Below are 25,496 nucleotides of genomic sequence, written 5' to 3'. Positions count from 1 at the left end.
CGGGCCACAAACCCCCAACCGACAAACCCCGGACCCACAACCCCCCACCCGACCCGCCAAGAACACCGACCCGCCCCCCACCCCCGGAGGCAACCGGTAGGCGCCTGTCAGCCCTCGCCCAGGAAACCCCGCAGTTCCGACGGCAGGAGTTGCTTGCAGGACTGCTTCGCCTCGTTGGTCAGGGCGTCGTTCGTGCACGTGTAGTAGTCGCGGTAGACCAGCTGCGACACGAAGCCCGCCGCGACCAGGGCGAGGGCGAGGGACGCCGTGACGAGGCCGCTGACCGCGGCCGTGGTCTGCGGGCGGCCCGTGCTGTCGGAGGAGCCGGACCGGTTTCTGCCGCGCAGCCCGCTGATGCCCCAGTACAGGGCCAGCGCGCCCAGCAGCAGGGCCACGTAGGGCCAGCCGAACAGCGCGAAGAAGAAGGCCCACATTCCGCACAGCAGCGAGTAGCGGGCGCGTCGCTGCACCGGGTCGGAGGGGTCCCAGCGCATCGCGGGGCCGCTCCCGCCGCCGGCCGGTTGCTCGGGGCCGCCGCCCGGCCGCTCGCCGAAGCCGCCCGCGGAGCGGTCCGGCTGCCGGTCGCTCCACCGGCCCCAGGGCGAACCGCCGCCCTGTCCGTCACCACCCCGGCCGTCCCTGCCCTGGCCGTCCCCGCCCGCGGGGTGCCGCGGCTGCCACGGGCGGTCCGGGGTGCCCTCCGGCGGCGGGGCGAAGGGGTTGTCGTCCTGGCGGCCCTCTCCGTCGCGACCCTGCCCGTCCGAACCGGGCGCCTCGGGCGGCGAGGTGGGCCGCTCCCGCAGCAGCACGGTGCCACGCTCCCCTGTCTGGCCCGCCCGGGCCGGGTGCGATGGGAACGTGAGGAGTCGCAGACTGCGGTCCGGCATCAAGAGAGCGTCTTCCCCTAGGTGACTACGGCTGTGACGACGGTCGTCCCACATGCGCCCCCGCGCCTACTCCTCAAGGGCTCCCACATGGGCTTCCACCCCGGAAACGCACCGCGCGTCCACCGCGTTCCCGAGTAGCTTCCTCCCAGACGCTACCTTCCGGCCACGCCCCCGTCCCGTGGGGGCCTTCCCGTGTGCCGGTATCGTTGCTGACGGTCGGCCGCTTCGTAGACTTCCCCGTATCCGGGGCCGAGAAGCATTCGTACGAAGGTACAAGCCGGCCGGTCAAGGACTGCACCCCCCGAGAAAGGGCCCCACCGTGGCCGCCAACTCCGTGGCCAAGCGCCTCGTCGTGCTGGTCTCCGGCTCCGGCACCAACCTCCAGGCGCTGCTGGACGAGATCGCCGCCGTAGGGCCCGAGGCGTACGGTGCCGAGATCGTGGCGGTGGGCGCCGACCGCGACGGCATCGAGGGGCTCGCCCGGGCCGAGCGGGCCGGACTGCCGACGTTCGTCGTCAAGGTCAAGGACCACGCCTCCCGGGACGAGTGGGACGCCGCGCTCGCCGAGGCGGTGGCCGCCCACGAGCCCGACCTCGTCGTCTCCGCCGGCTTCATGAAGATCGTGGGCAAGGAGTTCCTGGCCCGTTTCGGCGGACGGTTCGTCAACACCCACCCCGCCCTTCTCCCCAGTTTTCCCGGCGCCCACGGCGTCCGCGACGCGCTCGCGTACGGCGCCAGGGTCACCGGCTGCACCGTCCACTTCGTCGACGACGGCGTCGACACCGGGCCGATCATCGCGCAGGGCGTGGTGGAGATCCGGGACGAGGACGACGAGAGCGCGCTGCACGAGCGCATCAAGGAAGTCGAGCGAAGGCTGCTCGTCGAGGTCGTGGGGCGGCTCGCCCGCAACGGCTATCGCATTGAGGGACGAAAGGTAGTTATCCAGTGACCGCCGAGAGCAACAAGCGGCCCCTTCGCCGGGCGCTCGTCAGCGTCTACGACAAGACCGGCCTGGAGGAGCTGGCCCGCGGGCTGCACGAGGCCGGGGTCGAGCTGGTCTCCACCGGCTCCACGGCCGGCCGGATCGCCGCCGCCGGCGTCCCCGTCACCAAGGTCGAGGAGCTGACCGGCTTCCCCGAGTGCCTCGACGGCCGGGTCAAGACCCTGCACCCGCGCGTGCACGCCGGCATCCTCGCCGACCTGCGCCTGGACAGCCACCGCGAGCAGCTCGCCGAGCTGGGCGTGGAGCCGTTCGACCTCGTCGTGGTCAACCTCTACCCGTTCCGCGAGACCGTCGCCTCCGGTGCCTCGGACGACGAGTGCGTCGAGCAGATCGACATCGGCGGCCCCTCCATGGTCCGCGCCGCCGCCAAGAACCACCCGTCCGTGGCCGTGGTCACCAGCCCCGAGCGCTACGCCGACGTCCTCGCGGCCGTCAAGGACGGCGGCTTCGACCTCGCCGCCCGCAAGCGCCTGGCCGCGGAGGCCTTCCGGCACACGGCGGAGTACGACATCGCCGTCTCCTCCTGGTTCGCCTCCTCCTACGCGCCCGCGGACGACTCCCGGTTCCCCGACTTCGTCGCCTCGTCGCTGGAGCGCGCCCACACCCTGCGCTACGGCGAGAACCCGCACCAGCCCGCCGCCCTGTACGTCTCCGGCGAGGGCGGTCTCGCGGCGGCCGAGCAGCTGCACGGCAAGGAGATGTCGTACAACAACTACACGGACACGGACGCCGCCCGCCGTGCCGCGTACGACCACGACGAGCCGGCCGTCGCGATCATCAAGCACGCCAACCCCTGCGGCATCGCGATCGGCGCGGACGTCGCCGAGGCGCACCGCAAGGCGCACGCCTGCGACCCGGTCTCCGCGTACGGCGGTGTCATCGCCGTGAACCGCCCGGTCAGCAAGGAGATGGCCGAGCAGGTCGCCGAGATCTTCACCGAGGTCATCGTGGCCCCGGACTACGAGGAGGGCGCGCTGGAGGCCCTCACCAAGAAGAAGAACATCCGCGTGCTGCGCTGCCCCGAGGGCCCCGCGCACCCGGTCGAGGTCAAGCCGATCGACGGCGGCGCGCTGCTCCAGGTCGCCGACCGGCTCCAGGCCGAGGGCGACGACCCGGCCAACTGGACGCTGGCCAGCGGTGAGGCGCTCACCGAGGACGAGCTGCAGCAGCTCGCCTTCGCCTGGAAGGCGTGCCGCGCGGTGAAGTCCAACGCGATCCTGCTCGCCAAGGACGGCGCCTCCGTCGGCGTCGGCATGGGCCAGGTCAACCGCGTCGACTCCTGCAAGCTCGCCGTCGAGCGGGCCGGCGAGGAGCGGGCCCGGGGCTCGTTCGCGGCCTCGGACGCGTTCTTCCCGTTCCCGGACGGCCCTCAGATCCTGATCGACGCCGGGGTGAAGGCCATCGTCCAGCCCGGCGGCTCCATCCGCGACGAGCAGGTCGTGGAGGCCGCGAAGAAGGCCGGCGTGACGATGTACTTCACGGGCACGCGCCACTTCTTCCACTGAGCCCGGCGCGCGGAGCCCGGGCAACCGGGCTCCGCGCGAGGACCCCGCTCCCTCGGCCCCGGCGTCATCGCCGGGGCCGTTCCGGTTAGGCTCCCCCGGCGCCCGTCGGGGCGTGCCGACCACAGGGGGGAACATGAGCGACCGACTCGCCGTGTCCGAAAGACCGGAAGCAGCCCAGCCGGAAGAGGAACCGGGGCTGAACTGGGGAGCACAGGTGCTGCTGGCGCTGGTGCTGTGCGGGGGCCTGGCGGGGGGCCTTTGGTACATGGGGCAGAGCTCCGGCAGCGGCCAGGCCGCCGACAAGCCGGCGAGCTGCTCCGAGTCCGACAAGAAGGCCCTGACGAAGCCCGCCCGGGCCCGGCACGTCACCGGGGACCAGCTGTGCGAGGCCCTCAACCGCGCGGACCTGCCCGCGCTGCTCGGCACACCGGCCGAGCACGCGCAGACCGCCTACGGCAGCGACAGCTCGGTGAAGTCGGCCGGCGGCACCGAGATCGCCACCCCGGAGGCCACCGTCGACCTGACCACGTACTCGGTGAAGCTCTCGGCCTCCTACGACCACATGACGGTCGATCAGTTCGCCGGGCTGGAGGGCCCGCGGGCGGAGCGGAAGACCATCCTCGGGCACCGGGCCGTGCTGTACTCCGACCAGACCATCAAGATCGGCTTCAATCTGGGCGGCGGCGACGCCACCACCGCCCCCGGAGGCATCGCCCGCACCCTGGTCATAGCCCCGGACGCCAAGGACAGCGGCGGCTCCTACGAGGTCGCGCTCTGGCGTCAGGACGGCGGACTGCCCGACGACGCCGCCCTGTTGCGGGTCGCGGAGCAGGTCCTGCCCGCCGTCCCCGGCTGGAACGCGCCCTGACACGACGCCGGGCGGCCTCCGGCCCTCCCCCGAGGGGACCGGAGGCCGCGTGACCGGCGGCGTGGGTCAGCAGGGGCGCAGCGACCAGATCGGGTCCCAGGTGGCGGTGCCCGCCTCGTAGGCCGTCGAGGTCCAGCGGACGCTGCCGTCCTGGTTGAAGAACTTGGCGACCGTGCCCGGGGTCTGGTTGTTGGTGAACGGGCCGTCACCCGTCCAGTTGGTGACGTTCCAGGTCTGGCACTTGTAGAAGTCGAACTTGGTGCCCTTGACCACCATGCACAGGTGGCCGTAGCCGCAGGCCAGGTCCTTGGCGGCGGCCCTGCCCCGCGGCGCGGCGGTGAGGGTGAGGCCGTCGTAGCGGACCTGGTCGGCGGTGACCTTCAGCGGCTTGGGGTGCCCGGCGAGCACCTGGTCGGCCGTCTGCTGGAGGGAGGTCACCCGGGTGCCGGCCGGGTCGGCGGCGGTGGCCGCGGCCGTGGAGCCGGCGACGAGGGCGGTGGCCGCGATCAGCAGCGCGGCGGGCTTGACGATGTTCACGTGCGTTCCCCCTGAGAAACGAACGGTCGTGGTCGCTCCGCCGGTGGCGGAGTGGTCCCACCGTCGCAGCGGCGCCCGCGTGCCGGTACCTGGGAAGTCTCAGGGTCACGTCCTGCCCGGCGGCGTGTACACCTTGAGGTAGTGCGCGACACGGTCGGCGTAGGCACGGGTGTTCGGGGGAACGCCGCCCGCTCCGTTCACCTTCTTGTACGACGTGCGGTAGGCGGCGGCGAGCAGTACGCGCCGGTCGCCCTTCAGTCCGGTGGCGTTCAGCAGGGGTTCCATGTAGCAGAGGTAGCGGCCCATGGCGGGGATCGACTCGGCGGGGGAGAAGGGCGGCCTGGGGGTCGCCGAGGCCGGCACGCCGTCGGCGCGGATCCACCAGCGCAGCAGGCTCGGCGTCCAGCGGGCGATGCCGTACTCGCCCTCGCGGCCGGCGTGCGGGTCGGCCAGATCCGGGTCGAAGTCGCTCTCCGCCTTCAGCATCGCGGCGATCAGCGCGGGGGTGACCTCCGGCTGGACGCAGTCGTGAGCGGAGTCGACGATGAGCCGGCGGTAGGTGACGGGGACGCCCTTGTCGGTGCGGAGTTCGGCGGCGCCGTAGGAGGCGGGCGTGACCGGGCTCTTGCCGTCCGGGGAGCCGGAGGTCCGGTCGCTGACCGCGTACCCGAGCACGGCGACGGTCAGCGTGGCGGCGACGGCCGCGGTGACCGTCGTACGGCGGGAGCGGCGGTGCGGCGTGCGCAGCCGGGGGAGGCGGCCGGGGCGTCCCGCCGTGCCGGCCGCCGTGGCCACCCGCCGCAGCAGCTCCGCGCCGCCGACGCGCTCGGCATGGGTGCGGGCGAGGCAGTCCCGCACGATGTCCCGCCACACGTCGGGCAGTTCGGGGGACAGGCGCAGGGCGTCGGTGGAGCGGGCGTAGGCGACGGCGGCGTCGCGGCGGGCCGTCGGGGTGCCGCCGGGCAGCGGGAAGGAGTCGGTGAGGACGAGGTGGGCGAGGACGCCGAAGGCCCAGATGTCGGCGGACGGGCGGATACGGCGGCCGCGTTCGCCGATCTCCGTCCACAGCAGTTCGGGCGGGGTGTAGTCGGGGGTGGAGAAGGCCGGTGTGTAGGCGTGGGTGCCCTCCAGTTCGGCGGCCATGTTGAAGTCGGCGAGGCGGACCGTGCCGTCGTGCATGAGCAGCACGTTGGCCGGTTTCAGATCGCCGTGCACCCAGCCCGCCGTGTGCAGTTGGTGCAGGCCCTCGCAGATCTGGGCGAGCAGCGCGGGCCCCGCGGCCGGGCGCGGGGAGGCGGTGAGCAGCGCGGACAGCGAGCCCTCGGCCTTCTCCAGCACCAGCACGGTCGCGCCGTCCAGGCCGGGCAGGGCGGGGTCGTCGACGGTCAGCGTCTGGTACATGCGGATCAGCCGCGGATGGCGCAGCCGGCGGTACAACTCCACCTCACGGTCGACGAGTTCCCGCAGGTGCGACAGGCGGCGCGGGGTGTTCGTGCCGGTCGGCAGGAACTTCAGGGCCGCGGTGCGCGGCAGTCCCGCCTCGCTCGCCCCGCCGGTGCGCCGGGCCTCGTACACGCTGCCGAAGGCGCCCGTGGCCAGCGGTGCGCGGACCTCCCACGGCCCGACCCGGTACCCCGGGGGCACCCGCACGGCGAACGGCTCGCCGGGGCCGTTCACCGTGGCGGTCCGGTGGCCGCGCTCGCGCCCAGCACGACGAGGTCGTCCTCCCGGACCAGGTCGAAGCGGAGCGCCAGGGACACCAGCGACTCCTTCTTGCCGTTCAGCCGGGGCCCGGGGTCGGCGGTGTCCGGGCCGGGTTTGAGCCGCAGCTTCACCGCGAGGTAGTCGATGTTCCACTGCACCGTGGTGCGCGAGACGGCCGGCCAGCCGGGGCGCAGCCGCTCCACGACCTGGTCGACGGTGGGCAGCGGGGCGTGCGGGGCGCAGCGCAGCCTCGGCTCGCACAGCGCGGCCAGCACCGCGAAGTAGCGCTTGGTGCGGTCCAGGGAGAAGGCGGGCGCGGTGGTGCCGCCGTCGCCGGCGGTGTCCGGGTGCACATAGTCGTGACGCGGCGCCCACACCTCGACGGGCAGCAGGTCGCCGGCCGCGGGCAGCACGATCCGCGCGAACTCGAAGGGGATCGGCGCGTCCAGCCGCCCCGGCCCGACCTTCACGTGCTCACCGGCGCCCTCCGGGTTCTCCACGACGTACGTCTGGTCCCGGCTGAGGTTGCTCAGTATCCAGAAGGCGCCCTGCGCGGCGATCTCACCGGCCCGGCGGGAGACCCCCTCGTGCGGAATGTGCAGGCCGTTCGCATGTGCGGACCTGCCGAAGCCCAGCCGCTCGCCGGGGGCGAGACGGATCTGCGCGGCGGTGCCTCGCTCGTCCTCCGTGGTCGGCGGAGGTACCACGATGATGCTGTACAAGGTGCGTCTCCCCGTGCCTGACAGCTCGCGCAGCCAGAGTAGGGCGAACGCACCAGGGCCGTGTCCCCCTCGTTCGGGTGAGACACGGCCCTCGGATGTGTTTGGCGCGAACCGTACGGTCCGCTTCGCGTCAGTAACGCGGACGGTTGAACCAGGCGGTACCGCTGGGCACGACGGGGGCGGCGGTGATGATGGCGCCGAAGACCACCCACAGCAGCGGGAAGACCACGGCGGAGGCCATGCCGGTGTCGAGACCGACGAAGAGCATGATCAGGCCGACGATGGTGCCGAGCGCACCGTAGATCACGGTGGTGATCCGCACGCCCTGGGCGCCCCTGCCGAACTTGACGCCGAGCGTGATCGACAGCGTTGCCAGTGCCGCCGCGATCAGGCCGATGACGGCGAAGATGCCCGCGGCCGCGTCACTGCCGTCGCCGATCGTGCTGAAGCCGAACTCGTCCGCGCCGTCCGACACATCGCTGGCGAAGGCGGCGAAGTAGAACCAGCCGAGGGCGGCGAGGATCTGCACCGCGGAGATGATGAACAGGAAGACGCGGGCCGTCACGAGCAGGCCGGGCATCGACTGCGGGACCATCGCGTTGGCGCCCGCGTAGCCGGGGTACGCCGGCTGCTGCGGGTAGCCGTAGCCCTGCGGCGGCACGCCGGGCTGCGGCGGAGCCTGCTGCGGGTAGCCGTAGCCGGGAGCGGCCGGCGGCTGCTGGGGCGGTGGCCCGTAGGGGTTGTTCGGCTCACCGAAACTCATTGGGCGGTCCTTCCTCCGATTGCCCGAGTGCGGGGACGCGCGGCAACGCTCGGAGGAAGTTTCTACAGATGCGGTTCGTCCCCCCGGTACTGCCCGCGGCACTGTGCTCTCAGCATTCTTTAGATCCCCGTTACTTGTCCAGCGGGAATGCACAGGTGTTGTGCAAGTGCAACATCGTCGACCAGGCCGCGACGGCCGAGGTACGGGGGCGCCGGCACCCGGATTGGAACCGGGGGGCGGTCATCCGGGAGGATGGGGTCATGACCGCCCAGATTCTCGATGGCAAGGCCACCGCAGCCGCGATCAAGTCCGATCTGACCGCCCGCGTGGCGGCGCTCAAGGAGAAGGGCGTCACGCCCGGTCTCGGCACGATCCTCGTCGGGGACGACCCCGGCAGCCGCAAGTACGTCGCCGGCAAGCACCGCGACTGCGCCGAGGTCGGCATCGCCTCCATCCAGCGCGAACTGCCCGCCACCGCCACGCAGGAGGAGATCGAGGCGGTCGTGCGCGAGCTCAACGACGACCCGTCCTGCACCGGTTACATCGTGCAGCTCCCGCTGCCCAAGGGCATCGACGAGAACCGCATCCTGGAACTGATGGACCCGGCCAAGGACGCCGACGGTCTGCACCCGATGAACCTCGGCCGCCTCGTGCTGAACGAGCCCGCCCCGCTGCCCTGCACGCCCAACGGCATCCTCACCCTGCTGCGCCGCTACGGCGTCGAGCTCAAGGGCGCCGAGGTCGTGGTCGTCGGCCGCGGCGTCACCATCGGCCGCCCGATGCCGCTGCTGCTGACCCGGCGCAGCGAGAACGCCACGGTGACCCAGTGCCACACCGGCACCCGTGACCTGTCCGCCCACCTCAAGCGGGCCGACATCGTCGTCGCCGCGGCGGGCTCCGCCCACCTGATCCGGCCCGAGGACATCAAGCCGGGCGCGGCCGTCCTCGACGTCGGTGTCTCCCGCAGCGCCGAGGGCAAGATCGTCGGCGACGTCCACCCGGGTGTCGCCGAGGTGGCCGGCTGGATCTCCCCGAACCCGGGGGGCGTCGGCCCGATGACCCGCGCGCAGCTGCTCGTCAACGTGGTCGAGGCGGCGGAGCGCAGTGTCGGCTGAGGACCCGGCGGAACTCCGGGAACGGGACGCGATGCCGGCCGGGACCCCGCCGGCACCGGAGGCCGCGCCGGCCGGGACCGCCGCGGACGACGACGCCGACGGCCTCGCGGTGCGGGACGCGGTGAGCGCGCCCGGTGCCGACGGGCGGCCGCAGCGCACCACCCGGAGGTTTCCGCTGTTCACGCGGGACACGGCGCGGCCCGAGGGCGGCGGCCGGGCGGCCGGCGGGGACGCCCCGGCACCGGCCAGGCAGTGGCCGATGCTGACGGTGCTCGGCCTGGTCGCGCTGGGCCTGCTGCTGACCGCGCTGGACCTGTTCCGGGTCGGCACGCTGCTGGTCGGCGTCGCCCTGCTGGGCGGTGCCGTGCTGCGCTGGGTGCTGCCCAGGGTCGGCATGCTGGCGGTCCGCTCCCGGTTCACGGACATCGCCACCTACGGCGTACTGGGCCTGGTCATCGTGCTGCTGGCGCTGATGGCCCAGCCCAAGCCGTGGCTGGAGCTGCCGTTCCTGAAGGACACCCTGCACTTCACCGTGAGCAGTTGAGCAAGTGAGCAGGTGACCACCTGGGCAGGCGTACCGTCGCGGGTACAACTGCGGCGGTACGCCCGGTGGTTGACTCCCCGCCCCCGGATACGGCGTTACGCTGCGGCGATGCGCCTGAGCACGCCCCGGTCGTATGTCGTGGACCCGCTGATCGCGCTCGGCATGCTGGTGGTGGCCGTGCTGCTGGGGCGGGAGTCGGCGGCGCAGGGGTGGCCGGAACTCGACGCCCGCGCCTTCCTCCTGGTCGCGCTCGCACAGCTGCCGGTCGCCGTGCGCGGCCGCTGGCCGCTGGCGGTGTTCACGGCCGTGCTGCTGGCCGGCCTCGCCTACGTCGCCCTCGGCTACTGGCCGGTCGTGTGCACCTTCGGCCCCATGCTCGCCCTGTACACGGTGGCGTCCCTGCGCCCGGCCCGCGTCGCCGCCGGCTGCGCGTGCTGCCTGGCGGCGCTGTGGGTGTACGCCGGTGTGGTCACCGACGGCTCCGACATGGGCTCGGTGGTGGGGCAGGCGCTGCTGTACTCCTCGGTGCTGGTGTGGTTCGGCACGCTGGCCCGGCGCTCCGCCGAGCTGACCCGGCGGCTGCGCGGGGAGCAGGCCGAGCGGGCGCGGCGGGCGGTGGCCGAGGAACGGGGGCGTATCGCCAGGGAGTTGCACGACGTGGTCGCGCACCACATGTCGGTGATCTCCGTGCAGTCGGGGCTCGCCCGGTTCGTCTTCGACACCGACCCCGCGACCGCCCGTTCCGCGCTCGGCACCATCGCCGGCACCAGCGCGGAGGCGCTGCAGGAGCTGCGCCGCATGCTCCAGCTGCTGCGGGAGGAGGACCCCGACGCTCCCGAGCGGGCCGCCATACCGACGCTGGAGCGGGTCGGTGAGCTGGTCGAGCGGGTCCGTGCCGGGGGCGTCCGGGTGGAGCTGGCAGTCGAGGGCGCCGCACGCCCGCTGCCGCCCGGGGTGGAGCTGTGCGCGTACCGCGTGGTGCAGGAGGCCCTCACCAACGTCCTCAAACACGCCCGGCACGCCCACGCGCGCGTGGAGCTGCGGTACGGGCCGCACGAGCTGACGGTCACCGTCACCGACGACGGCCGGGGGGTGATTCCGGACGAAGTGCCGGCCGGGGCCGGACACGGCTTGATCGGCATGCGCGAACGGGCCAAGCTCTACGGCGGGACGATCAGCGTCGGCCCGCGCGCCGAGGGCGGTTTCCAGGTCAGGCTGACCCTGCCCGCCACGGCGGCCGCGGGGCGCCGGGAGGACTGAGGCACGGCGGGGGGCGGACGGGATGACGATGACCAGGGTGCTCGTCGTCGACGACCAGTTCCTGATCCGGGCCGGCCTGGTGGGGCTGCTGAACGCCGCGCCCGGCTTCGAGGTGGCCGGGGAGGCCGGGGACGGCCAGGAGGCGGTGCGGCTGGCCGCCGAGACCCGGCCCGACGTGGTCCTGATGGACATCCGCATGCCCGGCATGAACGGCATCGAGGCCACCGAGCGCATCCTCGCCGAGGCCGCTGACCCGGTGCCGCGCGTCCTGATCCTGACCACCTTCGACCTGGACGAGTACGTCTACGGCGCGCTGCGGGCCGGTGCGTCCGGCTTCCTGCTGAAGGACTCCGGGCCGGAGCGGCTGCTGGCGGCGGTGCGGGCGGTGGAGGGCGGGGACGCGCTCTTCGCGCCGAGCGTCACCCGGCGCCTGGTCGAGGCCTTCGCCAGCCGGCGCGGCACCGCCGAGCGGGACGGCTCCCCGCCGGACCTGGCCGCGCTGACCTCGCGCGAACTGGAGGTCCTCACGCTGACCGCGCGCGGCCTGTCCAACCTGGAGATCGCCGACCGCCTCTACATCAGCGAGGCCACGGTCAAGACGCACCTCAACCGCACGATGTCCAAACTCGACCTCGACAGCCGGGCCCAGGCGGTGGTTCTCGCCTACGAGACGGGTCTGGTGAGACCGGGCGGCTGAGCGGTCCCGGTGGGGTGGCGGGGCCCATCCCCTCCCCCGAGCAAGGACGGGCCGCCGCCGGGAGCAACGTTTTCGCACTGTGGGCGGGGTGTTCAACGGCTGTCAGCGCGCTGTGCCACGGAGGTGACCGTTCCGCTACGGTGTCCTGGACCTGCCACATCCGCGGAACCGATTCGGCGTCAGGTGTCGTCACCCGAACCGACCGGGTAGGGACCAGGGTTTGCGCGCGGAGGTGGGCGATGGGCGGCTGGCGGCCGCTGCCGGACGGGCTGCCGCCGGAGGTACGGAACTTCGTGGCGCAGCTCAGGGAACTCAAGGACGCGACCGGGCTCAGCCTGGCCGCCCTGGGAGCCCGCACCGCCTACAGCAAGTCCTCCTGGCAGCGTTACCTCAACGCCGTACAGCCGCCGCCCCGGCAGGCCGTGACCGCGCTGTGCCGGGTCGCCGGGCTGTCCGAGCAGGACGCGGAGCGGGTCGCCGTACGCCACGAGGTGGCCGTCGAGGCCTGGCCGCGCCCCGAGCCGGCGGCCGCCGAGGACGGCGATCCCTACGACGACGACCCGACCATCCCCTGGTGGGAGCGGCTTGAGGAGCCGCCCCCGGCCCGGCCCGCCGGGCGGCTGCTGCTCGTCGCCGTGCTGCTGCTGTGCGCCCTGCTGCTCACCGTCCTGGCCGGTGTCGTCCTCTCCGCGTGAGGCGGGACGGACGGGGCGGCCAGGCAGCCCTGGTGCGGGCGAGGTCACGCCTGTGTTTCCGTTTGTGTCGATGTGTCGACAGGTTCCGGGATGCGCCCTGAAGGGCCCGTGGAAAGGGGCTAACGTGTCCGATCGGGACGCTTCGGGACGTCCCACTGGACGGTGCACGGCCGGGCGTGCGACGGTGCATGGCCCCGGCCCGAATGCTCCCGTGCGCCCCAGTCCGGGGAACTGAGATCCTTGGTGGGCGCATCCCTGTGGGTAGCCAGACCGGTGACCACGGCACAGGCGCGCGGGGGAACAGCAAGCACGTCATGGGGGGAAGGGGAAGCAATGCCTCGTTGGAGGGCCTTGCCCGACGAACTCGATCCACAGATCAAGGAGTTCACCGGGCAGCTGCGGCGGCTCGTGGACCGCAGCGGCCTGAGCATCGCCGCGCTGGCCGACCGCACGGGCTACAGCAAGACGTCCTGGGAGCGTTACCTGGGCGGGCGGCTCCTCGCGCCCAAGGGGGCGATCATCGCGCTGGCCGAGGTCACCGGGACGCATCCCGTCCATCTGACGACCATGTGGGAGCTCGCCGAACGCGCCTGGAGCCGTGCGGAGATGCGCCACGACAGGACCATGGAGGCCATCCGGATATCCCAGGCCCGTGCCGCGCTCGGCGACCTCGGGGCGCCGGAGGCCGGTGAGCCGGGCGGCCGGGCGGCCCGCAAGGGCGGCAGCGCCACGGCCACGCCGGTCGCCGGTCCCGCGGGCGTCTCCCCGACGGTGCCGCCCCGGCCGGCGGCCGACGCGTCCCCGGCGGTGCCGCCGCAGCCGGTGGCCCGTGACATCGAGGACGCCCGCGGCGGTGACGCGGAGCCGCGTGACGGCGAGGGCCGCAACTCGTGGGGCCTGGCCGGCTACCGGGGGCCGTCCCCCGTGGGCGGGGCCCGCACCGGTTCCGGTACGCCGGTGACGCCCCCGGTGACGCCTCCGGGCCCGGTGACACCCGCGGCCCCGGCGGGTTCCCGGGGCGGCGGCCAGGGTGGCGGCAAGCAGCGGCTGACGATGTTCCTCGCGGGGCTCGTCGGTGTGCTCGTCGTCATCGCGGCGGTGTTCTTCTTCACCGACCGCGGCGGCGACGGCAAGAACGAGGGCCGCGGCACCTCGCCCTCACCCACCGCCACCGCCCCCGTGAACCTGCCGCCCGGCGTGAAGTGCAGCGGTGCGAGCTGCACGGGCAAGGACGCCGAGGCGATGGGGTGCAGCGGCAACCTGGTCACCACCGCCAAGACCGCGACCGTCGGCGCCACCGTCGTCGAGGTCCGCTACAGCAGGACCTGCGGCGCCGCCTGGGGCCGGATCACCCGGGCCGCGCAGGGCGACACCGTCCAGGTCAGCGCCGGCGGGGCGCGGCAGGAGGGGTCCATCACGGCCATCGGCGACACCATCGCGTACACCCCGATGGTCGCCGTCAAGGACGCGGGCGAGGCCTCGGCCTGCGCGACGCTGGCGTCCGGGCAGAAGGGGTGCGCGAAGTAAAGAAACCGGGGATTTCGCCGCGGACACGCATGGCCCGCGCCAGACCGGGCAGGCGACCGGTATCCCCCCACGGGAGTCCGGCAACGGTACCCCCACCCGACGGCCGCCAGGTCCCACCTCTCCCGGACCGGCGGCCGTCGTCGTCCCCGGCCTCCCGGCCCTCCCGATCCCTGGCCGTTGTCCCCGTCTCCCCGGGCCTCCGGGCCCGTGGTCGTCGTCCTTCGTGGGGATTGCTCACCGGATGTGCCACTCTGTGGGGTGGGCCACACGCGCCCCGGCCGAACGGCTTGCCGGATGCGCGATAGCCTGACGCTGGATCTCTCTTGATGCCAAGAGATCGATCATCCGCCCGGGGCAGGGACGCCCCACCGCCAGCTGTCATACGGAGAACGCCATGACCCGCACTCCCGTGAACGTCACCGTCACCGGCGCGGCCGGCCAGATCGGTTACGCCCTGCTCTTCCGCATCGCCTCCGGCCAGCTGCTCGGCGCGGACGTGCCGGTCAAGCTGCGTCTGCTGGAGATCACCCCGGCGCTGAAGGCCGCCGAGGGCACCGCCATGGAGCTGGACGACTGCGCGTTCCCGCTGCTGCAGGGCATCGACATCACCGACGACCCGAACGTCGCCTTCGACGGCGCCAACGTCGCCCTCCTGGTCGGCGCCCGCCCCCGTACCAAGGGCATGGAGCGCGGTGACCTGCTGGAGGCCAACGGCGGCATCTTCAAGCCGCAGGGCCAGGCCATCAACGCCCACGCCGCTGACGACATCAAGGTGCTCGTCGTCGGCAACCCGGCCAACACCAACGCGCTCATCGCGCAGGCCGCCGCCCCGGACGTACCGGCCGAGCGCTTCACCGCGATGACCCGCCTGGACCACAACCGCGCGCTGACCCAGCTCGCGAAGAAGACGGGCTCCACGGTCGCCGACATCAAGCGTCTGACCATCTGGGGCAACCACTCCGCCACCCAGTACCCGGACATCTTCCACGCCACGGTCGCCGGCAAGAACGCCGCCGAGGTCGTGAACGACGAGAAGTGGCTGGCCGAGGACTTCATCCCGACCGTCGCCAAGCGCGGCGCCGCGATCATCGAGGCCCGTGGCGCGTCCTCCGCCGCCTCCGCCGCCAACGCCGCCATCGACCACGTGTACACCTGGGTCAACGGCACCGCCGAGGGCGACTGGACCTCCATGGGCATCCCGTCGGACGGCTCCTACGGCGTCCCGGAGGGCCTGATCTCCTCCTTCCCGGTCACCTGCAAGGACGGCAAGTACGAGATCGTCCAGGGCCTGGACATCAACGAGTTCTCCCGCGCCCGCATCGACGCCTCCGTCAAGGAGCTGGAGGAGGAGCGCGAGGCGGTCCGCGGTCTCGGCCTCATCTGAGTCCGGGTCCCAGCCCGAGTCGATCTTCGGCGGCCGGTGCGCTATAGTCGATCACACACCGGCCGCCGGAAAACCCGGCGCCAGGCTGTGCGTTGGTGGTCCAAGGAAAGACGCCCCGCTTCCTGCGGGGAGATGCAGGTGCAAGGCCTGCCCGGCGCTCCGAGAACGAGGCCTGTCCCGCATGACGCGGGGCGGGCCTCGTCGTGTCGGCCCGGCGTCAGCGGGGAGCCAGCCGCTTCTCGAACCAGTGACCGGCGTACACATGCTCCGAATACGCCGGGATCTCCCGGTAGCCGCTCGCCCGGTACATCGCCTGTGCCTCGGTGAGCGCGGTGTGCGTGTCGAGGCGTACGACGTCGTGGCCGCGCCGCGACGCCTCGGCCTCCAGGGCGTGCAGCAGCCGGCGGGCGAGGCCCAGGCGGCGCGCGTCCGGATGCACCCATACATGCTTGATCTCCGCCACGCCCGGCTCCAGGCGGCGCAGCGCCCCGCAGCCCACGGGCCGCCCCTCCTCGTACGCCACGAAGAACGCGCCCGCGTCCCCGGACACCTCCTCGGGCGTGACCAGGTCGCCGGCGTCGAAGCCCTCCGGGAAGCGGGCGTCGAGGTCGGCGGCGTAGGCGGCCAGGCATGCCCGGGCGTCCGGGGAGGCGCCGTCGACGCGCTCGACGGTGAGTGCGGCCAGCCGCAGCAGGCGCTGCGCGGTACCGAGGGCATCGGTGAGCCGCTCGCGCTGCTGGGGCGTCAGCCCGTCCAGCAGCCCTTCGGCGAGGGCGTCGGCGCGGCGGTTCTGCTCCTCGATCTCCACCCGCCCGGCCCGGGTGAGCTCCGCCGTGCGCACCCGGCTGTCGTCCGGGTGGGTGCGCAGCCGGACCAGGCCCTGGTCCTGGAGCGCCTTGACCATCCGGCTCAGATAACCGGCGTCCAGACCGAGCCGCGCCCGCAGGTCGCGCAGCGGAACGCCGGGTCCGGCCTCGGCGATCTCGAACAGCAGCCGCGCCTGGCCGAGCGGGCGGTCCTGGCCGAGGTAGTGGTCGTCGAGGGCCCCGATCCGCCGGGTGTAGGACCGGTTGAACCGGCGCAGGGCCGCGACGTGCTGTGCGGATACCGATTCCATGTCTTTGACTGTAGTCAAAGAAAAGCCGGATGTCCTCGGTACGGCCGAGATCACCTGTATGCCTTTTGTCCGTTTATGCGCGTGTTTTCCGTGAGGCAGCACACTTTCGGTCACGGATTCCGCATGCCGATCAGGGGTACGGGCATGCGCTCACGGTCCCCGTGGGGGACACGCACGTGACCCACGGGCACCGAACAGGAACGGAAGGCAAGTACCGATCATGGCGGACCACAAACACCAGTACGCGGGGCGGACCCATCACGTGGGAGGGGAATGGCGGCCGGCCGTCTCCGGAGCCACGCGCGAGATCCTCGACCCCGCGGACGGACGGCCGTTCGCCGTGGTCGCCGAGGGCGACGAGAAGGACGCCGACCTGGCCGTCGCCGCCGCCCGCGACGCCTTCGCCGGCGGGCAGGGCGCCTGGCCGCGCACCCCCGTCGCCGAACGCGCCGCCCTGCTGCGCCGCGTCGCCGACCTGCTCGTGCGCGACCGCGACGAACTCGGCCTGCTGGAGAGCCGCGACGCGGGCAAGACCGTCGAGGAGGGCCGGGTCGACGTCGACTGCGTCGCCGACGCCTTCCGCTACTTCGCCGACCTGGTCGCCGCCGAGGCGCCCGGCCGGGTCGTCGACGCCGGCACGCCCGACGTCCACAGCGTCGTCGTACACGAGCCGGTCGGGGTGTGCGCCCTGATCACCCCGTGGAACTATCCACTGCTCCAGGCCAGTTGGAAGATCGCGCCCGCCCTCGCGGCCGGCAACACCTTCGTGATCAAGCCCAGCGAGATCACCCCGATGACGACCGTCGCGCTGCTGGACCTGCTCGCCGAGGCCGGACTGCCCGCCGGTGTCGCCAACCTCGTCACCGGCCCCGGCCACACCGTCGGCGCCCGCCTCGCCGAGCACCCCGACGTCGACCTGGTCTCCTTCACCGGCGGCCTGGCCAGCGGCACCAAGGTCGCCCAGGCCGCCGCGCCCGGCGTGAAGAAGGTCGCCCTCGAACTCGGCGGCAAGAACCCCAACGTCGTCTTCGCCGACGCCTGCGCCACCGACGACGGCTTCGACACGGCCGTCGACCAGGCCCTGAACGCCGCCTTCATCCACAGCGGCCAGGTCTGCTCGGCCGGCGCCCGGCTCATCGTCGAGGAGTCCGTCCGGGAACGCTTCGTCGCCGAACTCACCCGCCGCGCCCAGAAGATCCGCCTGGGCCGGGGCACCGCCGACGGCGTCGAGTGCGGCCCGCTCGTCTCCGAGCAGCACCGCGCCAAGGTGGAGGCGTACGTCGCCTCCGCGCTGCAGGAAGGCGCCGTGCTGCGCTGCGGCGGCAAGCGGCCCGAACCCAGTGACGTACGGCCGGAGTCCGGCTACTTCTACGAGCCGACCGTCCTGGACGCCTGCCACCGCGAGATGCGCGTCGTCCGCGAGGAGGTCTTCGGCCCGGTCCTCACCGTGGAGACCTTCCGCACCGAGGAGGAGGCCATCGCGCTGGCCAACGACACCGAGTACGGCCTCGCGGGCGCCGTGTGGAGCGCTGACGCGTCCCGGGCCCGCAGGGTCGCGGCCCGGCTGCGGCACGGCACCGTCTGGATCAACGACTTCCACCCCTACCTGCCGCAGGCGGAGTGGGGCGGCTTCGGCAAGAGCGGCGTCGGCCGCGAACTCGGCCCGGCCGGACTCGCCGAGTACCGAGAGGCCAAGCACGTCTACCAGAACCTGGCGCCCAAGCCCGTCCGCTGGTTCGCCGGCTGAGCCCCGCGTCCTTCCCGAAAGCTCCCTGGAGTAGCACCCCCATGCCCGAGAACACCCCCCACGAGCACGTCTACGACTATGTCGTCGTCGGAGGCGGCACCGCCGGCTCCGTCATCGCCTCCCGGCTCACCGAGAACCCCGACACCACCGTCGCCGTCATCGAGGGCGGCCCCAGCGACGTCGGCCGCGACGACGTCCTCACCCTGCGCCGCTGGATGGGCCTGCTCGGCGGCGAACTCGACTACGACTACCCGACGGTGGAGCAGCCCCGCGGCAACTCCCACATCCGGCACAGCCGCGCCCGCGTGCTCGGCGGCTGCTCCTCGCACAACACGCTCATCTCCTTCAAGCCGCTGCCGTCCGACTGGGACGAGTGGGAGGCGGCCGGCGCCAAGGGCTGGGGCGCGGTGCCGATGGAGGCGTACTACGCCCGGCTGCTGAACAACATCGTCTCGGTCGACGAGAAGGACCGCAACGCCATCGCCCGCGACTTCGTCGACGCGGCGCAGTCCGCGCTCGGGGTGCCCCGCGTCGAGGGCTTCAACCGCAAGCCGTTCACCGAGGGCGTCGGCTTCTTCGACCTCGCCTACCACCCGGAGAACAACAAGCGCTCCAGCGCCTCCGTGGCCTATCTGCACCCGGTGATGGACGACCGGCCCAACCTGACGATCCTGCTGGAGACCTGGGCGTACAAGCTGGAGATCACCGACGGCCGGGCCGAGGGCGTGCACGTGCGCACCAAGGACGGCGAGGAGCTGCTGATACGGGCCCGGGGCGAGGTCGTGCTGTGCGCGGGCGCCGTCGACTCGCCCCGGCTGCTGCTGCACTCCGGCATCGGCCCCCGCAAGGACCTTGAGGCGCTCGGCATCCCCGTCGTCCAGGACCTGCCGGGTGTCGGTGAGAACCTGCTCGACCACCCCGAGTCGGTGATCGTGTGGGAGACCCACGGGCCCATCCCGGAGAACTCGGCGATGGACTCCGACGCCGGTCTGTTCGTGCGCCGCGACCCGGACCACGCGGGCCCGGACCTGATGTTCCACTTCTACCAGATCCCGTTCACGGACAACCCGGAGCGACTGGGCTACCGGCGGCCGGAGTTCGGGGTGTCGATGACCCCCAACATCCCCAAGCCGAAGTCCCGCGGCCGCCTGTACCTGACCAGCGCGGACCCGTCGGTCAAGCCCGCCCTGGACTTCCGCTACTTCACCGACGAGGACGACTACGACGCCCGCACGCTCGTCGACGGCATCCGCATCGCCCGTAGGATCGCGCAGACCGAGCCGCTGGCGGGCTGGCTCAAGCGCGAGGTGTGCCCCGGCCCGGAGGTGCTGGGCGACGCCGAGCTGAGCGAGTACGCCCGCAAGGTCGCGCACACCGTCTACCACCCGGCCGGCACCTGCAAGATGGGCGCCGCCGACGACGAACTCGCCGTCGTGGACCCGGAGCTGCGCATCCGCGGCCTGGACGGCATTCGCATCGCCGACGCGTCCGTCTTCCCGACCATGACCGCCGTCAACCCGATGATCGGGGTGCTCATGGTCGGGGAGAAGGCCGTCGACCTGATCGGAGGTGACGCCCGATGACTCTCACCGTCCCCACCCGTAAGCCGCCCACCACCGACGCGCCGGTCTTCTCCGTCGACGGCCTGTGGAAGGTCTTCGGCCCCAAGGCCGACCGCGTCCCGGCCGACCCGGAGCTGGCCGCGCTGGACGCCGCCGAGCTGCGCGCCCGCACCGGCTGCACCGCCGCCGTGCGGGACGTGTCCTTCGACGTCCGCAAGGGCGAGGTCTTCGTCGTCATGGGCCTGTCCGGCTCCGGCAAGTCCACCCTGGTGCGGTGCCTGACGCGGCTCATCGAGCCCACCGCCGGGACCATCGCCATCGACGGCGAGGACGTGCGCGCCATGGACCGCTCCCGGCTGCGCGAACTGCGCCGGCACCGCGCCGCGATGGTCTTCCAGCACTTCGGCCTGCTCCCGCACCGCACCGTCCTCGACAACGTGGCCTACGGCCTGGAGATCCAGGGCCTCGGCAGGTCCGAGCGGCGCGAGCGGGCCGCCGAGGTCGTCGCCAAGGTCGGCCTGGAGGGCATGGAGCACCGCCGCCCCGGCCAGCTGTCCGGCGGCCAGCGCCAGCGCGTGGGCCTCGCCCGGGCCCTGGCGGTCGACCCCGAAGTCCTGCTCTTCGACGAGCCGTTCAGCGCGCTCGACCCGCTGATCCGGCGCGACATGCAGGAGGAGGTCGTGCGGCTGCACCGCGAGGAGGGCCGCACGATGGTCTTCATCACGCACGACCTCAGCGAGGCCCTCAAGCTCGGCGACCGCATCGCCCTGATGCGCGACGGCCGGGTCGTCCAGCTCGGCACGCCCGAGGAGATCGTCTCCGCCCCGGCCGACGACTACGTCCGCGAGTTCGTCCGCGACGTCCCGCGCGAGCAGGTCGTGACGGTCCGCAGGGCCATGCGCCCGGCGTCCGCCGAGGAGGCCGGCACCGGCCCGGCCGTCCGCCCGGACGCCACGGTCTCGGAGGCGATCGAGGCGGTGGCCCGCGCAGGCGAACCGGCCCGGGTGGTGGACGAGGGCCGCTGCGTGGGCGTCGTGGACGCGGACACCCTCCTCAACGTGGTCGCAGGCACCGATTCCCCCGTAGCAGCGGGCAGCAGCGCCGCTGCGACGGCACCGCCCGCCACCGATGCCGCGGCAGCAGCGGACACCGCCGCCGATCCCTCCCCAGCAGCGGGCAGTCGTGCCGCTGGGGCGGTGGCGGTCCCCCCTGCACCGGAGCCTGTCGGAGGTGCTTGGGGAAGGGTGGGCGCTGCGGCACCCGGCGAGCGCCGGCAAGCGTCCCCGCCCCCGGCCGCCGAGGCGGAGGGCGCCTGATGGCCACGCTCACCGCGACGCCCTCCAAGACCACCCCGGCCCTGCTCAAGCACCCGGCCACCCGCAAGCTGGCCGTCCTGGCCGCCCTCGCCGCCGTCCTCGTACCCCTGGCGGCGAGCCACTGGCCCGGCACCACCTGGCCGAGCGCGCTCACCGTCGACCTCACCCAGCCGCTCACCAGCACCAGCGACTGGATCATCGACCACCGCGACAGCCACCCCCTGTTCCTGTACTTCTTCGGCCACATCAGCAACGCCGTCGTCGTCTCCGTACGCGCCGTCTACCTGCTGCTCCTCGCCCTCGGCTGGGCCGGCGTCACCGCGCTCGGCGCACTCGTCGCCTGGCGGGCCGCCGGAGTCCGGCTCGCCCTGGGCACCGCCGCCGCGTTCCTCGCCTGCGGCCTGCTCGGCATGTGGGTGCCGACCATGCAGACGCTCGCCCTGATGGTCGTGGCCGTCGTCGCGTCCGTACTGGTCGGAGCGGCGCTCGGCCTGGCCGCCGGGCTGTCGGACCGCCTGGACCGGGCGCTGCGCCCGGTGCTGGACACCATGCAGGTGCTGCCCGCGTTCGCCTACCTGCTCCCCGTCGTGCTGGTCTTCGGCATCGGCGTCCCCGCGGCCGTCCTCGCCACCGTCGTCTACGCCGCCCCGCCCATGGCCCGGCTGACCGCGCTCGGTCTGCGCGGCGCGGACAAGGAGGTGCTGGAGGCGGTCGACTCGCTCGGCGCGAGTGCCCGGCAGCGGCTGCTGACCGCGCGCATCCCGCTGGCCCGCAAGGAACTCCTGCTCGGCCTCAACCAGACGATCATGATGGCGCTGTCCATGGCCGTCATCGCCTCCGTGATCGGCGCCGGCGGCCTCGGCGACCGCGTCTACCAGGCGCTCGCCTCCGTCGACGTGGGCGCCGCGCTCGCGGCCGGCATCCCGATCGTGCTGCTCGCCGTCGTCCTGGACCGGGTGACCGGCGCGGCCGGCGCGGGCGTGCCGAAGCTGCGGCGCTCCCTCGCCGTGGGCGCGCTCGCCGCCGTGGTCGCCGTCGCCCTCGCGGGCCGCGCGGCCGGCGGCCTGGAGTGGCCGTCGGGCTGGACGGTGTCCATCGCCGAGCCGGTCAACCGGGTCGTCGACTGGATGACCTCCCACCTGTACTCCGGCGTGCCCGTGGTCGGCGGCACCGCCGAGTGGGCCGGGCACTTCACCACCTGGGTGCTCGACCCGGTCCGCGCCACGCTGCTGTGGCTGCCGTGGTGGTCGGTGCTGCTGATCGTCGCCGCGCTGGCCTGGCTGATCGGCACCTGGCGCACCGCGCTCACCGCGACCCTCGCCATGGCCGCGATCGGCGTGCTCGGCGTGTGGAAGCCGTCGATGGACACGCTGTCGCAGGTGCTGGCGGCCGTAGCGGTCACTCTCGTCGTCGGCTTCGCCACCGGCATCGCCGCCGCCCGCAGCGACCGCTTCGAGAAGCTGCTGCGCCCGGTGCTGGACGTCTTCCAGACGATGCCGCAGTTCGTGTACCTGATCCCGGTCGTCGCCCTGTTCGGCGTCGGCCGCGCCCCGGCCGTCGCCGCCGCCGTCGTCTACGCGCTGCCGGCCGTCGTCCGCATCACCACGCAGGGCCTGCGCCAGGTCGACCCGGCCGCGCTGGAGTCGGCCCGCTCGCTCGGCGCGACCCCGGGCCAGCAGCTGCGCCAGGTGCAGCTGCCGCTCGCCCGGCCCGCGTTGCTGCTCGCGCTCAACCAGGGCGTGGTGCTCGTCCTCGCCGTCGTCATCATCGGCGGCCTGGTCGGCAGCGGCGCCCTCGGCTACAGCGTCGTCTTCGGGCTCGCCCAGGGCGACCTCGCCACCGGCCTGGTCGCCGGCCTGGCGATCGTCTGCCTGGGCCTGATGCTCGACCGGGTGACCCAGCCGACCGCCCGCCGCGCGGGGAAGGGAGCCTGACATGCGTATCCGCAACGCAGCCGCCGTAGCGGCGGCCGGCTCGCTGCTGCTCCTCACGGGCTGCGGCGCCGCCGACATGACCAAGCAGGCGTCGCCGTTCGCGAACGCCCGGGGCGCGAAGACCGTCACCCTGTCCGTGCAGTCCTGGGTGGGCGCGCAGTCCAACGTGGCCGTCGCCCAGTACCTGCTGGAGCACAAGCTCGGCTACCGCGTCGACACCGTCCAGGTCGACGAGGTGCCCGCCTGGGACGCGCTCAGCCAGGGCCGGGTCGACGCGATCCTGGAGGACTGGGGCCACCCCGACCAGGAGAAGCGGTACGTCGACGACAAGCACACCATCACCGCGGGCGGCGGACTCGGCGTCACCGGCCACATCGGCTGGTTCGTGCCGACGTACCTCGCCAAGCAGCACCCGGACATCACCGACTGGCGCAACCTGAACAAGTACGCCTCGCTGTTCCGCACCGCCGAGAGCGGCGGCAAGGGCCAGCTGATGGACGGCTCCCCGTCCTACGTCACCAACGACAAGGCGCTGGTGAACAACCTGAAGCTGGACTACCAGGTCGTGTTCGCCGGCTCCGAGGCGGCGCAGATCACCCAGATCAAGCAGTTCGCCAAGGAGAAGAAGCCCTTCCTGACCTACTGGTACGCACCCCAGTGGCTGTTCGAGAAGGTGCCGATGACCGAGGTGAAGCTGCCGCCGTACAAGGACGGCTGCGACGCGGACGCGGCGAAGGTCGCCTGCGCCTACCCGCACACCCCGCTGCAGAAGTACCTCAACACCGGTTTCGCGCAGCGCGGCGGCAAGGCGGCGGCCTTCCTGAAGAAGTTCCGCTGGACGACGGAGGACCAGAACGAGGTCTCCCTGATGATCGCCGAGCAGAAGCTCACCCCGGAGCAGGCGGCGAAGAAGTGGGTGGACAGCCACGAGTCCACCTGGAAGGCGTGGCTGTCCTGACCGTCAGATCGCCTTGGCGATCTCCTCAAGGGCCTTTGTGGCCCGGCGCTGCAGCCCCGGCCCGAAGGTGATCCGGGTGGCCCCGCGCTCGCCCAGCTCGGCGGGCGTGGGGCCTTCGCCGGCCTTGGCGAGCATGTTGAGCGGCCCCTCGATCCCGGCCCGCAGCAGCGGCAGCACGCCGACGGGGGCGAGGATCGGGTACACGCAGTCGGCACCGGCCGCCACGTACGCCGCGGCCCGCTCGATGGCCCGTTCGGGGTCGCCGTCGCCGCGCACGAAGGTGTCGATGCGGGCGTTGAGGAAGAGCCGGTCCCCGGCGGCGGCCCGCACCTCGGCGAGGAACTCGGCGTGCTCGTGCGGGTCCTTGAGCCGGCCGTCCGTGGAGTCCTCCAGGTTGCAGCCCACGGCGCCCGCCTCCAGCAGCCGTTCCACCAGCTCCTTCGGGGCGAGCCCGTAACCGCCCTCGACGTCCGCCGACACCGGTACGTCCACGGCCCGCGCGATCCGGGCGACGGCCGCGAACATCTCGTCGGCCGGGGTCTGTCCGTCGGCGTACCCGAGGGAGGCGGCCACCCCGGCGCTCGGGGTGGCGAGCGCGGGAAAGCCGGCGTCGGCGAAGACGCGGGCACTGGCCGCGTCCCACGGGCCCGGCAGCACCAGCGGGTCGCCGGGGGAGCGGCGCAGGTGCAGGGCGCGGAACGTCTCGGCCTTGGTCACCATGCGGGGCCTCCCGGCGGGACACGGCGGCTGACCATCAGCCGGTTCCAGCTGTTGATGACCGTGATCAGGCCGATGAGATGGGCCAGTTCACGCTCGTCGAAGTGCGCGGCGGCACCCTCGTACACGGCGTCCGGCACGAAACCGTCGGTGAGGACGGTGACCGCCTCCGTCAGCTCCAGCGCCGCCCGCTCGCGGGCGCTGTAGCGGTCGCCGGCCTCCCGCCAGGCGTTCAGCAGCTGGATGCGCTCGTCCGACTCGCCGTTCTTGCGGGCGATCGTCAGATGCATGTCGAGGCAGAACGCGCACTGGTTGATCTGCGAGGCGCGGATCATGACCAGCTCGGCGAGCGCGGGGTCGCCGAGCCCCTGCTTGGCGGCGGCGCTCAGCCGCTGCATCGCCTCGCGCACCCCCGCGTCCAGCAGGGTGGTGCGCGCCGTCACTTGTACTGTCCCGGGGTGTAGTGGCCCGGGGTCATCCGGCAGGTCACGCCGAACCGGTTCCACGCGTTGATCACCGTGATCGAGGCGATCAGCTGCGCCAGCTCCGCCTCCTCGAACTCCTTGGCGGCCCGCTCGTACACCTCGTCCGGCACGAAACCGTCGGTCAGGACGGTCACCGCATCGGTCAGCTCCAGCGCCGCCAGCTCCTTCTCGGTGTAGAAGTGCCGGGACTCCTCCCAGGCGCTGAGCTGGATGATCCGCTCCACGCTCTCCCCGGCGGCGAGGGCGTCCTTGGTGTGCATGTCGAGGCAGAAGGCGCAGTGGTTGAGCTGCGAGACGCGGATCTTCACCAGCTCGGCCAGCTTCGGGTCGAGGCCCTTCCGGGCGGCCACGTCGAGGCGGACCATCGCCTTGTACACCTCGGGCGCGTGCTGCGACCAGTCCAGGCGGGCCGGGGTCTCGGGGGCGTAAGCGACGTTCTCTGAGGTCAT

24 protein-coding genes are annotated in these 25,496 nt (G+C 72.8%); 15 read left to right on the top strand and 9 right to left on the bottom strand.

The window, feature by feature from the left end; translation table 11 throughout:
- Positions 1–107: 107 nt before the first annotated feature.
- Positions 108–887 (bottom strand): hypothetical protein, encoded by a 780-nt coding sequence (locus C3489_RS14245; protein WP_103782157.1) that lies wholly within the window; start codon positions 885–887, stop codon positions 108–110.
- Positions 888–1,206: 319 nt separating this feature from the next.
- On the opposite strand from C3489_RS14245, the gene purN reads away from it, so the two are divergent.
- The 3 genes from purN (at position 1,207) to C3489_RS14230 (ending at position 4,263) form a co-directional block, all read left to right on the top strand.
- Positions 1,207–1,836 (top strand): phosphoribosylglycinamide formyltransferase, encoded by a 630-nt coding sequence (gene purN, locus C3489_RS14240; protein WP_103782156.1) that lies wholly within the window; start codon positions 1,207–1,209, stop codon positions 1,834–1,836.
- Positions 1,833–3,395 carry a bifunctional phosphoribosylaminoimidazolecarboxamide formyltransferase/IMP cyclohydrolase gene (gene purH / locus C3489_RS14235; protein ID WP_103782155.1) on the top strand — a complete coding sequence of 521 codons (1,563 nt, stop codon included), beginning with the start codon at positions 1,833–1,835 and terminating at the stop codon, positions 3,393–3,395. The genes purN and purH overlap by 4 nt, the downstream gene beginning before the upstream one ends.
- 133 nt (positions 3,396–3,528) lie before the next feature.
- Positions 3,529–4,263 carry a DUF6215 domain-containing protein gene (locus tag C3489_RS14230; RefSeq protein ID WP_219821955.1) on the top strand — a complete coding sequence of 245 codons (735 nt, stop codon included), beginning with the start codon at positions 3,529–3,531 and terminating at the stop codon, positions 4,261–4,263.
- 66 nt (positions 4,264–4,329) lie between these two features.
- Here the strand turns inward: C3489_RS14230 and C3489_RS14225 are convergent, their stop codons facing one another.
- The 4 genes from C3489_RS14225 to C3489_RS38675 form a co-directional block, all read right to left on the bottom strand.
- Positions 4,330–4,800 (bottom strand): hypothetical protein, encoded by a 471-nt coding sequence (locus tag C3489_RS14225; protein WP_103782154.1) that lies wholly within the window; start codon positions 4,798–4,800, stop codon positions 4,330–4,332.
- A gap of 105 nt (positions 4,801–4,905) precedes the next feature.
- Positions 4,906–6,477: a protein kinase gene (locus C3489_RS14220; RefSeq protein ID WP_103782153.1), complete on the bottom strand. Its 1,572-nt coding sequence runs from the start codon at positions 6,475–6,477 to the stop codon at positions 4,906–4,908.
- On the bottom strand, positions 6,474–7,226 hold the full coding sequence (locus C3489_RS14215) for an FHA domain-containing protein (protein WP_181139669.1): 753 nt from the start codon (positions 7,224–7,226) through the stop codon (positions 6,474–6,476). The genes C3489_RS14220 and C3489_RS14215 overlap by 4 nt, the downstream gene beginning before the upstream one ends.
- 130 nt (positions 7,227–7,356) lie before the next feature.
- Positions 7,357–7,989 (bottom strand): hypothetical protein, encoded by a 633-nt coding sequence (locus tag C3489_RS38675; protein WP_181139668.1) that lies wholly within the window; start codon positions 7,987–7,989, stop codon positions 7,357–7,359.
- A 260-nt stretch (positions 7,990–8,249) separates the two neighbouring features.
- Here C3489_RS38675 and C3489_RS14205 point away from each other — a divergent pair, with 260 nt between their 5' ends.
- From C3489_RS14205 to C3489_RS14175, 7 genes are all read left to right on the top strand, one after another.
- Positions 8,250–9,104 (top strand): bifunctional methylenetetrahydrofolate dehydrogenase/methenyltetrahydrofolate cyclohydrolase, encoded by an 855-nt coding sequence (locus C3489_RS14205; RefSeq protein WP_103782151.1) that lies wholly within the window; start codon positions 8,250–8,252, stop codon positions 9,102–9,104.
- Between the two features lie 31 nt (positions 9,105–9,135).
- The gene (locus C3489_RS14200; RefSeq protein ID WP_103782168.1) at positions 9,136–9,648 is read left to right on the top strand and encodes a DUF3017 domain-containing protein; all 513 of its coding nucleotides are present in this window, start codon (positions 9,136–9,138) and stop codon (positions 9,646–9,648) included.
- A gap of 108 nt (positions 9,649–9,756) precedes the next feature.
- A complete protein-coding gene (locus C3489_RS14195; RefSeq protein WP_181139667.1) occupies positions 9,757–10,908 on the top strand; it encodes a sensor histidine kinase in 1,152 nt (383 codons plus the stop codon).
- A gap of 28 nt (positions 10,909–10,936) precedes the next feature.
- Complete coding sequence (locus C3489_RS14190) at positions 10,937–11,605, top strand: response regulator transcription factor (RefSeq protein WP_103782166.1); 669 nt, start codon at positions 10,937–10,939, stop codon at positions 11,603–11,605.
- 239 nt (positions 11,606–11,844) lie between these two features.
- Positions 11,845–12,300, top strand: coding sequence for a helix-turn-helix transcriptional regulator (locus tag C3489_RS14185; RefSeq protein WP_103782150.1), 456 nt, complete (start codon positions 11,845–11,847; stop codon positions 12,298–12,300).
- Between the two features lie 351 nt (positions 12,301–12,651).
- Complete coding sequence (locus tag C3489_RS14180) at positions 12,652–13,827, top strand: XRE family transcriptional regulator (RefSeq protein WP_258054693.1); 1,176 nt, start codon at positions 12,652–12,654, stop codon at positions 13,825–13,827.
- A 394-nt stretch (positions 13,828–14,221) separates the two neighbouring features.
- The gene (locus C3489_RS14175) at positions 14,222–15,211 is read left to right on the top strand and encodes a malate dehydrogenase (protein WP_103782148.1); all 990 of its coding nucleotides are present in this window, start codon (positions 14,222–14,224) and stop codon (positions 15,209–15,211) included.
- Positions 15,212–15,428: 217 nt separating this feature from the next.
- On the opposite strand, the gene C3489_RS14170 is transcribed toward C3489_RS14175, so the two are convergent.
- Positions 15,429–16,328 carry a helix-turn-helix domain-containing GNAT family N-acetyltransferase gene (locus tag C3489_RS14170; protein WP_103782147.1) on the bottom strand — a complete coding sequence of 300 codons (900 nt, stop codon included), beginning with the start codon at positions 16,326–16,328 and terminating at the stop codon, positions 15,429–15,431.
- 220 nt (positions 16,329–16,548) lie between these two features.
- Between C3489_RS14170 and C3489_RS14165 the strand changes: the two genes are divergently transcribed.
- From C3489_RS14165 to C3489_RS14145, 5 genes are read left to right on the top strand one after another with little or no spacing between them, the layout of a single operon-like run.
- Positions 16,549–18,075, top strand: a complete 1,527-nt coding sequence (locus C3489_RS14165) for an aldehyde dehydrogenase family protein (protein WP_103782146.1) — start codon at positions 16,549–16,551, stop codon at positions 18,073–18,075.
- A 41-nt stretch (positions 18,076–18,116) separates the two neighbouring features.
- Positions 18,117–19,658: a GMC family oxidoreductase gene (locus tag C3489_RS14160; RefSeq protein ID WP_103782145.1), complete on the top strand. Its 1,542-nt coding sequence runs from the start codon at positions 18,117–18,119 to the stop codon at positions 19,656–19,658.
- Positions 19,655–20,953 (top strand): glycine betaine/L-proline ABC transporter ATP-binding protein, encoded by a 1,299-nt coding sequence (locus tag C3489_RS14155; RefSeq protein WP_103782144.1) that lies wholly within the window; start codon positions 19,655–19,657, stop codon positions 20,951–20,953. Before C3489_RS14160 ends, C3489_RS14155 begins: the two co-directional genes overlap by 4 nt.
- The gene (locus C3489_RS14150; RefSeq protein ID WP_103782143.1) at positions 20,953–22,887 is read left to right on the top strand and encodes a proline/glycine betaine ABC transporter permease; all 1,935 of its coding nucleotides are present in this window, start codon (positions 20,953–20,955) and stop codon (positions 22,885–22,887) included. The genes C3489_RS14155 and C3489_RS14150 overlap by 1 nt, the downstream gene beginning before the upstream one ends.
- A gap of 1 nt (position 22,888) precedes the next feature.
- Entirely contained in the window at positions 22,889–23,845 is a 957-nt protein-coding gene (locus tag C3489_RS14145; protein ID WP_103782142.1) for an ABC transporter substrate-binding protein, read from the top strand.
- 3 nt (positions 23,846–23,848) lie between these two features.
- Here the strand turns inward: C3489_RS14145 and C3489_RS14140 are convergent, their stop codons facing one another.
- From C3489_RS14140 to C3489_RS14130, 3 genes are read right to left on the bottom strand one after another with little or no spacing between them, the layout of a single operon-like run.
- Positions 23,849–24,565: an isocitrate lyase/phosphoenolpyruvate mutase family protein gene (locus C3489_RS14140; RefSeq protein ID WP_374936742.1), complete on the bottom strand. Its 717-nt coding sequence runs from the start codon at positions 24,563–24,565 to the stop codon at positions 23,849–23,851.
- Positions 24,559–25,005 (bottom strand): carboxymuconolactone decarboxylase family protein, encoded by a 447-nt coding sequence (locus tag C3489_RS14135; RefSeq protein ID WP_103782141.1) that lies wholly within the window; start codon positions 25,003–25,005, stop codon positions 24,559–24,561. The genes C3489_RS14140 and C3489_RS14135 overlap by 7 nt, the downstream gene beginning before the upstream one ends.
- Positions 25,002–25,496: a carboxymuconolactone decarboxylase family protein gene (locus C3489_RS14130; protein ID WP_103782140.1), complete on the bottom strand. Its 495-nt coding sequence runs from the start codon at positions 25,494–25,496 to the stop codon at positions 25,002–25,004. The genes C3489_RS14135 and C3489_RS14130 overlap by 4 nt, the downstream gene beginning before the upstream one ends.

Source organism: Streptomyces sp. Ru71, assembly GCF_002920535.1.
Lineage (GTDB): Bacteria > Actinomycetota > Actinomycetes > Streptomycetales > Streptomycetaceae > Streptomyces.
This window is presented reverse-complemented; position numbering and strand designations above follow the sequence as displayed.